12 protein-coding genes are annotated in these 12,448 nt (G+C 57.8%); 11 read left to right on the top strand and 1 reads right to left on the bottom strand.

The genetic code is table 11. The features are described from left to right. Nucleotides 1-361 precede the first annotated feature (361 nt). The 9 genes from SD70_RS03940 to SD70_RS03900 all read left to right on the top strand — a co-directional run bounded on the left by SD70_RS03940 (nucleotide 362) and on the right by SD70_RS03900 (nucleotide 10,413). On the top strand, nucleotides 362-2,002 hold the full coding sequence (locus SD70_RS03940; protein WP_041045833.1) for a response regulator: 1,641 nt from the start codon (nucleotides 362-364) through the stop codon (nucleotides 2,000-2,002). 2 nt (nucleotides 2,003-2,004) lie between these two features. Continuing rightward, nucleotides 2,005-3,066: a HEAT repeat domain-containing protein gene (locus tag SD70_RS03935; RefSeq protein ID WP_041045831.1), complete on the top strand. Its 1,062-nt coding sequence runs from the start codon at nucleotides 2,005-2,007 to the stop codon at nucleotides 3,064-3,066. Beyond that, complete coding sequence (locus tag SD70_RS03930) at nucleotides 3,053-4,456, top strand: glycosyltransferase family 2 protein (RefSeq protein WP_041045829.1); 1,404 nt, start codon at nucleotides 3,053-3,055, stop codon at nucleotides 4,454-4,456. The genes SD70_RS03935 and SD70_RS03930 overlap by 14 nt, the downstream gene beginning before the upstream one ends. A gap of 34 nt (nucleotides 4,457-4,490) precedes the next feature. Further along, nucleotides 4,491-4,853 carry a response regulator transcription factor gene (locus tag SD70_RS03925; RefSeq protein WP_041045828.1) on the top strand — a complete coding sequence of 121 codons (363 nt, stop codon included), beginning with the start codon at nucleotides 4,491-4,493 and terminating at the stop codon, nucleotides 4,851-4,853. Then, complete coding sequence (locus SD70_RS03920; RefSeq protein WP_041045826.1) at nucleotides 4,850-7,693, top strand: ATP-binding protein; 2,844 nt, start codon at nucleotides 4,850-4,852, stop codon at nucleotides 7,691-7,693. Before SD70_RS03925 ends, SD70_RS03920 begins: the two co-directional genes overlap by 4 nt. A gap of 168 nt (nucleotides 7,694-7,861) precedes the next feature. Then, nucleotides 7,862-8,533, top strand: a complete 672-nt coding sequence (locus SD70_RS03915) for a cache domain-containing protein (RefSeq protein WP_041045824.1) — start codon at nucleotides 7,862-7,864, stop codon at nucleotides 8,531-8,533. Nucleotides 8,534-8,640: 107 nt separating this feature from the next. Next, entirely contained in the window at nucleotides 8,641-9,225 is a 585-nt protein-coding gene (locus tag SD70_RS03910) for a TetR/AcrR family transcriptional regulator (RefSeq protein WP_082053113.1), read from the top strand. A 31-nt stretch (nucleotides 9,226-9,256) separates the two neighbouring features. After that, a complete protein-coding gene (locus tag SD70_RS03905) occupies nucleotides 9,257-9,868 on the top strand; it encodes a VC0807 family protein (protein ID WP_041045820.1) in 612 nt (203 codons plus the stop codon). A 20-nt stretch (nucleotides 9,869-9,888) separates the two neighbouring features. Further along, nucleotides 9,889-10,413, top strand: a complete 525-nt coding sequence (locus SD70_RS03900; RefSeq protein WP_041045902.1) for a GNAT family N-acetyltransferase — start codon at nucleotides 9,889-9,891, stop codon at nucleotides 10,411-10,413. Nucleotides 10,414-10,527: 114 nt separating this feature from the next. Here SD70_RS03900 and SD70_RS03895 read toward each other — a convergent pair whose 3' ends face one another. Then, nucleotides 10,528-11,760 (bottom strand): aminopeptidase, encoded by a 1,233-nt coding sequence (locus SD70_RS03895; protein ID WP_041045818.1) that lies wholly within the window; start codon nucleotides 11,758-11,760, stop codon nucleotides 10,528-10,530. 75 nt (nucleotides 11,761-11,835) lie between these two features. Here SD70_RS03895 and SD70_RS39120 point away from each other — a divergent pair, with 75 nt between their 5' ends. Together SD70_RS39120 and SD70_RS03890 are read left to right on the top strand one after the other, a co-directional pair. Beyond that, nucleotides 11,836-11,970: a hypothetical protein gene (locus SD70_RS39120; RefSeq protein WP_269432411.1), complete on the top strand. Its 135-nt coding sequence runs from the start codon at nucleotides 11,836-11,838 to the stop codon at nucleotides 11,968-11,970. Nucleotides 11,971-12,086: 116 nt separating this feature from the next. After that, a complete protein-coding gene (locus SD70_RS03890; protein ID WP_041045816.1) occupies nucleotides 12,087-12,446 on the top strand; it encodes a hypothetical protein in 360 nt (119 codons plus the stop codon). Nucleotides 12,447-12,448 lie beyond the last annotated feature (2 nt).

Below are 12,448 nucleotides of genomic sequence, written 5' to 3'. Positions count from 1 at the left end.
GCCCTAAAACCGGAGCAATAACGGAACCGTGTTCCGTTATGATTGATCCGGTCCCCTTCATTCCGCGCAATAACGGAACTACGTTCCTTTAAGGCGGCCAGGGCTAATTAGTGTAATTCGGCATGCGTGATGGAGTCATGTTTTGCACGCCAGCAGCGTTTCCGAGTCGAAGCCTTCGTCTTGTCTTTTCTCAGCAATCAGAAAAATACTCTGCTGCTCGTTAATCCCCCGACCGCGTGCGGCGGGGGATGCCCTTGCTTTTGTACATCTTCCAGCAAAGGGAATCGCAAAATTCCTTAGTCGTGTCGAACCTTGTTATGTTATAGTTAAGGTGTAATTGACCAGGTTTCGGAGGAAGCTCATGAATAAATATCAATCGGCGCTCTTCTCTTCCATGAAGCAACAGATGTCCGAATGGTTCGACGGACTCCGTGCGGCTGATTCGGAAGATGTGGAGCGTTTTTTGCATTCGCTGAAAGGTACGGCCGGCACGATCGGGTTGAGCCGGATTGCGGACATCGCCTCGCAGCTGTATGACCGGTGCGCGCACATTCAGCGCGACTCAGCGGCGTTCAGCCAGGAGGAGCTTCGCGAATTTCTGTACCCGTTAACGAGGGCCGCTTACGACGAGCAGTTGCTGGACGCGGACGACGGCGTGCCGGCCATGCCCTCGCTGCATCCGGCCTCCGCTTACGAACCGGGGGAGGAACCGCTGCTGCTCGTGCTGGACGACGATCCGACCTTCCTGCTCTACATACGGGAACAATTGGAGGGGCTCGGCTGGGTCGTGATGACGACGGTGGATCCGGCCAAGGCGATCGAATATTTCCATGACCTTAAGCCGGACTGCTTCATTACCGATTTGAACATGCCGGAGCAAAGCGGACTCGAGGTATTGGCGGCGCTTCGCGAGAAGGCCAGGCGCCAGTTCATCCCGACCGTAGTGATGAGCGGCTTTGCCGACAAGACGCATCGCATCGAGAGCTATCGGCTCGGGGCTGACGACTATATCGTCAAACCGTTCGAGTGGGACGAATGGATCGTGCGCATGGAACGATTGATCGAGCGCAAGCGCGAAGTCGAGAAAGTGGCGATGCTGGACAAGTTGACCGGCGCGTATACGCGCGGCTATTTGTCCGACAGCTTTCAGTCCATGGAATCCCGGCTCATGCGAAATGGAGACCCGTTCAGCTTGGCCCTTGTCGATTTGGACCGATTCAAGCAAATTAACGACAAGTACGGACACTGGATGGGGGACCAGGTGCTGGAGCGATTCGGCAAGACAGTTCGCGGGTTCAGCCGCAAGGAGGACTGTGTGATCCGTTACGGCGGCGAGGAGTTCGTGCTGCTGCTGCCGAACGCGAGAATGCCGGAAGCGAAAACGATGGCCAAGCGGCTGCTCTCCGTTTTCTCGCAGCAGTCGTTCGGAGACGGGGAGGACGTCTTCCGCGTGACCTTTTCAGCGGGGCTCGTCGAAGTGACGGAGGCAGGGCGCCCGTTAGAGGAGTGGCTTCATGCGGCGGACGCCGCTCTTTATGCCGCGAAGTCCGGCGGACGCAACCGTGTAATGGCTGCCGGGGGATCGGCGCAAGCTGCGCCTTTGAAGAAGCAGCTTCATATGACGATTATCGACGACGATGCGGTGATGCGAACGATGCTGTCGGAATCGCTGCGCGAAGCTTTCGGCGGCGGGTACGAGCTCGAGATCGAAACGTACCGGGACGGGGTGAGCTATTTCGAGCAGGCGCCCAAAACGCGGCAAGGGCCGGCGTTCTTCCTGCTGGACGGGATTATGCCGCGAATGGACGGCTTGGAAATTTTGCAAAGGCTGCGCCAGGAGAAGCCGGCTCATCCGGTTTACATTATTATGCTGACGAATCGAAAGAGCGACCGGGACATCGTTCGCGCCTTGGAGCTTGGGGCCGACGACTATTTGACGAAGCCGTTCAGCATGAGCGTGCTGGAAGCCAGAATCGACCGTCTGGTCAAAAGGATCCGGTGACAATGCTCGATACCAGCTTACGGGTATTGCTCGCAGCCGTTATCGCCGTAAGCGCCGTCTTGGCGGCGCTGCTGGTTTATCTGGTGGTGCGCAAAGCTTTGGACAATCGGCGCAGCCGCATCGTCGCGAGGTACGAAGAAGAGCTGCGGGTGAAAATGTACCGGTATTTGCAGGAGGGCCGGCTGATGCGGAATATGCTCCCGCACGGAAACCGGTATAAATTCGCGGCCCTCGAAGCGCTTTTGGCCCATTACCGCACTTTGTTGTCGGGCTCCGATATTCAGAAGCAGATTGCCGCGTTCGCCGAGCTCGCATTTGCCGATATTTATCGTAAGAGGCTGTACGGCAGGCAATGGAGCTTGCGGATGAACACGCTTTATTATATCGACAAGTTCGCCATGCGCTCGTTCGAGCGCGAGCTGGTCCGGTTGACCGAAGCGGGCAGGCTCCAAACGCAAGCGGAATTCGAGCTTGTGCTGAGCATTCTGGCCTCCTTCGCCAGCGACGAGCTGCTTCCGCTGCTGAGCCGGAGCGCGGGCCGGATATCCGAGGCGATGTGCCGGGAAATTTTGCTCCGCGTCCCGGAGGAGCGCTTCGAACCGTTCGTCGCCCGCTTCGATTCGCTGCCGCCGCAATTGCAGTACGGCGTGCTGGACGTCATCGGTTTGAAGCGCGGGACGGAACGGATCGGATTTTTGCTCGCGAACCTGACAGGCACAGGCGCCGAGCTGCGCATCCGGGCGCTGAAGGCTTTAAGCCAAATGCCGCTGCTGGAGACGCGCGCCGATTATGTGAATCATGCCGCCTCCGACCTGTGGCAGGAACGAATGATGGCCGCTAAGCTGTTCGCCGTCGTGCGCGACCGCCGGTTCTTGCCCGTGCTGGAACAGCTTCTCGCCGACAGCGTTTGGTGGGTGCGCCAGCAAGCGGCGCAATCGATCCTGAGCTTTCACGACGGGCGGTCCGTCTTGGCGAAAGTCGCGGCTTTCGGAGCGGACCGTTTTGCCAGGGATACGGCGGAGGAATATTTGGAGAAGGAGGGGAGCGGCGATGGCGACCGTTGATCGCTTGCAATGGTTCGGATGGTTGCTGTTCGGCTATATGGCGCTCGTCGTTTGCTTCTACACGTTCCTTTTTTTGGTTTCGGCCGTCCAGATGCGCCGCTCGTACCGATTGGATTCGGGCGATCTTCATACGATGCTGGAGGATAATACATACGCGAAGCCGGTCTCTATCCTGGTGCCGGCTTATAACGAAGAGAAGGGGATCTATGCCAGTGTACGGTCACTGCTCAGCATTCGCTATCCGCACTATGAAGTGATCGTGATCAACGACGGATCCAAGGATCATACGCTGCAGACGTTAATCGAAAAATTCCAGATGGTGCCCGTCCATAAAACCGTGCGCAAGCAGCTGGAGACGGCGCCGATCCGCGCGATCTACCGTTCGCAAATCCACCACCATCTGTTCGCCATCGACAAAGAGAACGGCGGCAAGGCCGATGCGCTCAATGCCGGCATTAACGTGTCCCGCTACCCGTACTTCTGCTCTTTGGACGGGGACTCGCTGCTGGAGCGGGAAGCTTTCCTGAAGGTGATGAAGCCGATTCTCGATGCCGACGGGGATGTGATCGCATCGGGCGGCAGCGTCCGGATCGCAAACGGATGCCGGATCGAAGCGGGCGAGGTGGTGAGCGTCGGGCTGCCCCGCCAGCCGCTCGTCGTCATGCAAGTGATCGAATATTTGCGGGCGTTTCTTATCGGGCGCATCGGGCTCAGCCGGCATAACTTGCTGCTGATCGTGTCCGGCGCATTCGGCGTTTTTTCCAAAGCGTGGGTCGTCGAAGCGGGAGGATACCGCAAATCGTCCGTCGGCGAAGATATGGAGCTCGTCGTTCGCCTGCACCGTCTCAACAAAGAGAAGAAGCAAAACAAGAAGATCGTCTATATTCCCGACCCCGTGTGCTGGACGGAAGCTCCCGATTCGCTGAAATATTTGCGCAGGCAGCGCAACCGCTGGCACCGCGGCTTGTTCGAAAGCTTGTGGGCGCATCGACGCCTCATTTTCAATCCGGGATACGGGGCAATCGGCCTTATTTCGATGCCGTATTTCGTCTTGATCGAGCTGATCGCCCCCGTCATCGAGCTGCTTGCCTACATCTTCTTCCTGATTGACTTGCTCGCCGGCGGCATCTATGTGAAATTTGCGGCGCTGCTGTTCTTGCTATTATTGTTATACGGATCTTTGTTCTCCATGTTTGCCGTGCTGCTGGAGGAATGGAGCCTGAGGAAATATCCGAAGGTGACCGATATTGTGAAGCTGTTCCTCTATGCCCTCGGCGAAACGCTATGGTATCGGCCGCTTACCGTTCTGTGGCGCTGCGAAGGGCTTCTGCAGCTGGCGATCGGCAAGAGGGGATGGGGCGAGATGAAACGCAAAGGGGTCTCGGCATGAGGCTGCAAAACGTACGGATTCGGGGGGACCTGTGATGGCGAAAATATTAATTGCGGATGACGAGTCGGTTTTGCGCATGCTGATTCGCGATACGCTGGAGGACGAAGGGCACGAGATCGAGGAAGCGAGCGACGGCGCGGAGGCGCTGGAGATGCTGGCCGAGCGGGAATACGATTTGCTTGTGCTGGACTACATGATGCCGCGCATGACGGGGATCGAAGTGATCGCCGAGCTGGCGCGCCGCTCCGAGCCGGGACGGATGAAAATATTGATGCTGACCGCCAAAAGCCAGCAGTCGGACCAGGAGCAAATCCGGGCGTCCGGCGCCGACGCTTTCATGGCCAAGCCGTTCAGTCCGGCGGAGCTGGCTCGCCTCGTAGAGGAGATGTGTTCATGATCGGAGCGCTCAACAAAAGCTTGTCCCGCTATTTGTTCTCGCGCATGGCGGCGGTTCTGCTGCTCGTCGTCATCGGCGGGGCCGTGCTTGTGGGCTACAACCAGCATTCGAAGCTGCAATATCAGGGCGCCATTGGCGAATGGAGGGCGAAGCAAGAGGCGGTTAGCGCAGTCGGCGACCATCTGGATCATCTATTTTTTCATGCGAGAGGGTATTTTGCGTATCAGCTTCCGTCGGATTACGAAGCCATTTTTACGGAGAAAGCGGAGCTCGCCGACGCTTTGGCCGCTTATCGGGCGCTTCCGCTGAACGACAGCGAAAAGAAATTGACGGCGAAAATCGAACAATTCGTCAGCGTTTATTACGCGGATTATTTGCCCAAAGGGGTTCAGGCGGTTCGCAAGAACGATTACGACGAGCTGCGCAGGCTTACGGCCAGCGGCATTCCGAACGAAGCGAACAATCTCGTTCAGGAGGCGTCCGCAGCATCCAAGGCGATTGACGCTCAGCTTAAGCAGGCCTACGAGGGGCTGTTCGAATCGATCTCCAATCGGGATCTTCTGTTTCTCGCGTACGTCGCCTTTCTTCTTCTGATTTACGCCTGGATGGCGTGGTTAACTTCCCGCAACATCGGGCTTCCGCTGCGCCAATTGACCGATGCCGCAGGAAAGCTGGCCGCCGGGGAGTACGTGGAGCTGAGCGTCTCCGGCCGCAAAGACGAGATCGGCCAAATATCGCGGGCGTTCCAGCACATGATGCAAGAAATTCAGACGAAAGAAGAAGAGCTGATCGCGCAGAACGAGGAATTGACCGCCCAGCAGGACGAGCTTCAAATGCAGCAGGAGGACTTGCAGGCGGCGCTCCGTAAAGCCGAGCAAAATGAAATGCAGCTGGAGCGGCGCAATCGCCTTGTGCAATCGATGTCCTTGGCGGTGAATAGCGAGGAGCTGCTCGGCAGCATCATTCGCGGCATGGTCGATCTGCTGGAAGCGGATAAAGGGCTATTTGTTTTGCTGGGCGACCGCAAAGATCATGCCGCCTTCGGCCTGTCCGAACGCGCTGTGGAGCAATGTCTCGCTTACCTGGAGGAAGGCCCGCTGCAGCGGGTGCAGGAAACGAAGCAGCCGTACACGATAGCGCGTCCGGCCGCTCCATCCGAACGCGGCATCCATGAACAGACGTGGACGGCGCAAGACGTGTATTTGCCGGTTCTGTCCGCTGAACGGGATACGGTGACGGCGCTCCTGATCCTCACGTTCACGGCGGGGCCGATCAGCCCCGAGCGGGAACGGGAAGCCCAGTCGCTGGCCGTCCAGATCTCGCTCGCCCTGGAGAGGCTCCGCCTCTATGAAGAATCGGAAACGCAGCGCCGCATGACGCAGGAAATACTCGATGCGATCCATGAGGGCGTTCAGTTTGTCGACGCGCAGGGCCTTATCCGCAATGCCAATTTGTCCATGTACGAGCTGTTCAAAGAGGGCAGAGCGGCTTACGTTGACCGGCTGCCGGTGGAGAGATTCTATCGATTCGTCGAAGATAAAATAGAGCGCAGCCACCAGCTGGTCGGCTTCATGAACGACCGGATTAACGGGGGTCCGTCCGCGCGCGGCTATGAGTTCCTGTATGAAATCAGCCGTCCCGAACGGCGCATGATCCATGTGTACGCCGAGCAAATCTACCGCGGCGAGCATCGCCTCGGCACCGTCTTCGTGCACAGCGACATTACGAAGGAATACGAGGTCGACCGGATGAAGTCGGAATTCGTCAGCACGGTCAGCCATGAGCTGCGCACTCCGCTTTCCAGCGTGCTCGGTTTCGCCGAGCTGCTGCTGACCAAGGAGCTTAAGCCGGAGCGGCAGCGCAAATATTTGAGCATGATTCATCAGGAAGCGATGCGGCTCACGGGATTAATCAACGATTTTCTCGATGTGCAGCGAATGGAGTCGGGCCGGCAAGCGTATGACAAGCAGCGAACGGATGCGTCGGCCGTTATTCGCGAAGTGTTCGATCTGCTGGCAGCTACGACCGAGAAGCATGAGCTTCGGTATGAAATGAACGGGGAAGCGCCGATCATACTGGGCGACCGCGAGAAGCTGGTGCAAGTATTCACCAATTTGATCGGCAACGCCATCAAATATTCCCCGCACGGCGGCGCCATAACGGTAAGCTGCAGCCAGACGGAGCGGGAAGTGGCGGTTTCCGTATCGGACGAAGGGCTCGGCATTCCGACAGAAGCGATTCCGAGGCTGTTCACGAAGTTTTATCGCATCGACAATTCCGATCGCAGGGAAATCGGCGGAACGGGACTGGGCCTGGCGATCGTGAAGGAGATCGTGAAGGCGCACGGGGGCAACGTTCATGTTGCCTCCGAGCTGGGACACGGCAGCACGTTCACGGTGACGTTCCCTTCCTTCAACATTGTGGCCGGCGATCTCCCTTCGCTTGAGCACGAGTATGGGAACGTTCCGGATAAGTCCTCTACGGTGATCATTATTGAAGACGACGAGAGCTTGACGGAGCTGCTGGAGAACGAGCTGCGCAGCCAAGGCTTCCGGGTGGCCTCATTCGCGAACGGACAGGAAGCGCTGGAAGCGATTCGGGCGAGGAAGCCGGATGCCATCGTACTCGACATTATGCTGAAGCACAGCATCGACGGCTGGACGATTTTGCGCGAATTGAAGGAAGACGAGGAAGTACGGGACATCCCGATATTCGTCTCTTCCGCGCTGGATGAGAAAGAGACGGGGCGTTCGCTGGGCGCGACGGTTTATCTGGTGAAGCCTTACCCGCCGAGCCTGTTGTCGCAAACGATCCGCGATACGCTGGGCGAGGAGTCCTAGGGATAGACGAAAGGCGAAGCGGGTTGTTGCCGGTGCCGAGGATCGGATTTATGCTGCCGGGCCGCAAGTCTGGCCGAATTGATCTTGCGGGCCGGCGACAGGATAGGCAATTCGGCCGGATTGTCACCGTACCGCCGTTGACTACTGCCCGGGAGAGGGGTTCGATTCATGCTTCGCCACGGAACGGAAAGCAAATCCATATTTCGCAAGCACTTGTTTCTGTTTATACTCACGATCCTGATCCCGACGATATTGCTGCTCTCCTTTCAGGTGTACCGCGTATCGCGGGAAGCCGTATCGCAAACGGAAAGCGTTTCCGTAAGCCAGTTGGATCGGACTGCGCGCAATTTGGACATGCTTCTCGGCCAATTGGATCAAATTTCGCTGCAAATTTCGCTGACACCGGCTATTCTCGATTTGCTGACGCGGCCGTTCGACCAACCGGCGTACCAATATGCGGAAATCAAAGATCAGCTAAGAAGCTGGATGACCTCCAACCCTTTGTTCGATTCGATGTATTTGGATATTTTGCAGAACAGAAAAGTTCTTACAACGAACGAGGGAATATACGACGAGTCCGGCTTCTACGATCAGGACTTCATGAAGCGGCTGCAAGCGGCACCCGCCGCACCCGCCGGCGCCTGGTTCGGTCTGCGCCAGATCGGCGGCTCCCAGACGCGTGAGGTGCTGACGTATGCTAGGGGGATTCCGCCGACCCAGCCGGCCCCGCTCGGGCTGCTGGTGCTGAATGTTCGCAAGGACGTGTTTTTGAGCACGCTGCAAACGCTTCAAGCCGGATCGCCCAACCGGATGCTGGCCTTCGATCCGAAACCGAAATAGGTCCAACGGAAAAAATATGAAATCCCTATTTACAGACCGACGGTCGGTATGGTAACATCGTTCATGTCGAGACCGACGGTCGGTATTGATGAAAGGGGTGAACGGCAATTCCGCCTGCTACCGCGAGTTTCCAAGCGATCCTCGACGCTGCCGAGGCGCTCGTCCAAGTGAAGGGCTGCAGACGGATGACGCTGCAGGATATTATTCGGCAGACGGGCTTGTCCAAGGGCGCCATCTACCACTACGTATCGGGCAAGGACGAGCTGCTCGGCATGCTGCTCCAATCGCGCGTAGAGCAAATGAACGTGCGATTCGCCGAAGCTGTGACCGATCCGGCAACGCCGGGCCTCGGCGATCCGCTGCGGCTCATAGCCGAAAGCATGGTCCGGTCCGCGAGCGAACGGGATGTGACGAGCAACATTTTCATTTACATGCTTAGCCGGATGGATAATTCGAAGGTGAACGCTATGGTCCGTGAGATGTATGCCTTCGCCCTGCAGACGTGCACGAGATGGATCGACGCCGGAAAAATGCACGGGGCGATAGCGGCGGAGGCCGATAGTGCGAAGCTTGCGGAGCCGCTCATTTTGTTCATGTACGGCATGCGGGTGCAGCGCACGATTATGCAGGAACAGCAGCTGATGACGGTGAATGATTTGGTAGCGATTATGTCCCGCTTATTACAGCCTTAGCGCTGATCAACTTATCGAAGGAGTGTTTTTCATGTCAAAACGAGCTTACGTTATTTTCACGCTTCTCATTAACGGGATTGTGCCCTGGGCCCTCTACGTCTGGTTGTCGGATTACATGAGCAGCATAGCCGCTCTTTCCATTGCCACTTTAGTGCCGCTAGCGGACAACCTCGTCCATCTGGCGAAACACCGCAAGCTGGATGCGTTCGGATCGCTCATGCTGTTTACGTTCCTGCTGACGATCGCGCTCGTGCTCTTCGGCGGCAGCGAAAAAATGCTGCTCGTCAGGGAGTCGCTGATTACGGCTTCAGTCGGCCTCATCTTCCTCGGCTCGCTGTGTTTCCGCCGCCCGATCATGTATTATCTGGCGCTGCGTTTTATCGGCGGGAGCGAATTTCCGTCCAACTGGAACTATGCGTACTTTCGCTTCGTGTTGAGGCTGATGACGTTCGTATGGGGCATTATGCTGACGATGGAAGCTGCCGTTCGCGTAGTCATGGTGTTCCGGCTCTCCACCGCAACTTATTTGGCGCTTTCGAACTTCGTGCTGTACGGCTTCATCGGCGCGGCCTTGCTGTGGACCATCGCTTACCGCCGCCACTCCGGCGCGAAGTTCGCCCGCATCAAGCAGCACGCCGCATAAGGAGAGAGGAAGGAATGCTCATGGACATAGTTCGGCTAAGCAAAGAAGACGGTAAAAGCTTGAGGGCGTTATACAAGACGGTCACGGCAGATCTGGAACAAGCCGGCGTACACCAGTGGGACAGATGGTATCCGAACCGGTTCGTCATCGGAGGCGACGTAAAGCGAGGAGCGGCGTTCGGTATCCGGGACGGCGGCCGGATCGTTGCGGCGGTCGTCGTCGACCGCCGCCAGAGCGCGAACTACGGCGGCCTGCCCTGGTCCGACGGGACCGGCGATCCGCTCTGCATTCACCGGCTTGCGGTACACCCGGAGTACCAAGGCCGAGGCATCGGAAAAAAGCTGCTGCAATTCGCCGAGGACAGGGTGCGGCGCGAGGGAGGCACGAGTATCCGGCTTGACGTTTATACCGGAAATCCGGGAGCCGTTCAGCTGTACCGGCGGGCCGGGTACGCCGAAGTCGGGGCGATCCGGTTCCCTATGCGCCCGGAGCCTTATCTATGCTTCGAGAAGCTGCTGCTGCCGAATCGTATTCCCGCCGAATAGCGCCCGCGTTCCCACGGGGGGCACCCGGGCCACCCCGCCGCGTCCCCTCCATCGCTTCCGGCGCCTCTCGCCGCCCCGGACCCCTTTCCGCCTAGCCGCGGCAGCGACGCGCAGTTAAAACGCCCAATTCCCCTTGCGGAAGACCGGCTCCGACCCCCCGCTCTCCATAATCCCGTCGATATCCATCTCTCCGGAACCGATCATAAAATCGACATGCGTCAAGCTGTCGTTCAGCCCATGCGCCTTCAAATCATCTTCGCTCATCTCTTTCCCGTCTTCGAGGTTGAGCGGGTAAGCTCTGCCGATGGCAAGATGATTGGAGGCATTTTCGTCAAACAGCGTATTGTAAAAAATCAGGTTCGAATTGGAAATCGGCGAATCGTGCGGCACCAGGGCAATTTCGCCGAGATAGTGCGAGCCTTCGTCGGTTTCGATAAGCCCTCGCAGCGCTTCGTACCCCTTGTCGGCGGTAAAATCGACAATGCGGCCGTCCCGGAACGTGAGCGAGAAATTCTCTATAAGATTGCCGGCGTAGCTAAGCGGCTTGGTGCTCGCGACAGTGCCGTTCACGCCTGTTTTGAGGGGCGCCGTAAACACTTCTTCGGTCGGCATGTTGGGCACGAACGTGACACCCCGGGCGTTGGAGCTTCCGGCGGCAACCCAGACGTGGCCTTTCGGCAGCTCCACGGTTAAATCCGTGCCTTCCGCCGTGTAACGTAAAGCTTTGTACTTGCGTTCATTAAGCCGCTTGGCGTGCGCGGACAAGCCCTGCGTGTGCCGCTTCCACGCCTCGACCGGATCGTCCTCATGAATGCGGGTCGCCTGAAAAATGGCGCTCCATAACGCGCCGATCCGTTCTTCGGCCGGGAGAGACGGGAACACTTTGTCCGCCCACGGCTGGGACGGATGCGCGACGATGGTCCAGCTGATTTTGTCGGTCATCGTATAATTGTTGAACGGGCGCATGGCGGTGCTGGCCGTTCGCCGCGCGTTTTGCACGCGCCCCGGGTCGATGCCCTTCAGCAGGTCGGGATTGCTCGCGTCGATGTACAGGTAAGCGGCTCCGGCGGCGGCCATCTCCTCAAAGCCTTTGGCCCGCCACATCGGATATTCGAGGAACGCCTCGTCCGGTGCGAGCTCGTACTTGAGGCGGGTCACTTCTTCGTCGGACCATTCGACGTGGACGTTGTGCGCGCCTTTCTCATAGGCGCGTTTCACGACTTTGCGGACGAACGGCGCAGCGGTGAGCGGGGCGTTCACGAGCAGCGTCTGGCCTGGCTGTACGTTAACTCCCACTTCCACGGCGAGCGCTGCGTATTTATCCAAATTCGTATCGAAATCTGTCATGATCTTCCTCCTGCAATATGATACCTTATTATACCAAACGTTCCATGATAAATCCTGCTCAAAGCGGAAACACGAATGGCGCACCAAGCCGTCGCCAAAGCGCTTCAACCTATGGAGGGCATCTTCATGCTCGATTCATTCGGCGATGCCCGACGTGCCGCGCCTTGGGCCGGACATCCGGCGAACGGTATGTGCGGCAATAACGAGTGAACGGCTCTATCGCATAATGATGCGATAGAGCCGTTTTGCGTTGTCAAGATGGCGGCTGGGCCGGCATATGATGAAATAGAACGGGCTCCGCCATGAACTGATGAGGGGGTATCCGCATGCTTCAGTATTTGGACTTCGGGCACTTTTTCCACAGATTGCCGATTCCGATCGGAAAGCATGACAAGAATGAGCTGGAAGCCATTTACCCGGGCAAAGACGGAAAACCCCGCGATTTCACTTATTGGCTCATCGCCCTGATGTGGAGCGAGGAGGAAGTCTCCGGCTGGAAAGTCATCGTGTTTCCGGTGGCGGAAGGGAGGGCTTTCTGGGCGGTTCCGCCTCTTTTTCACACGGATGCCCCTTCTTCGTTCGACAAGGCCTGGAAGCTGTCCGAGACATTGAGAGCGTATTCACGCGGCGATCAGCTGACGCAAAAGTTCGTCAATCCGTATTGGGACGATTGGGCTGCCGTATAAGC

It is taken from the genome of Gordoniibacillus kamchatkensis (assembly GCF_000829455.1).
Taxonomy (GTDB): Bacteria; Bacillota; Bacilli; order Paenibacillales; family NBRC-103111; genus Gordoniibacillus; species Gordoniibacillus kamchatkensis.
Note: the sequence above shows the minus strand (reverse complement) of the source record. Positions and strands in the feature narration are given on the sequence as shown.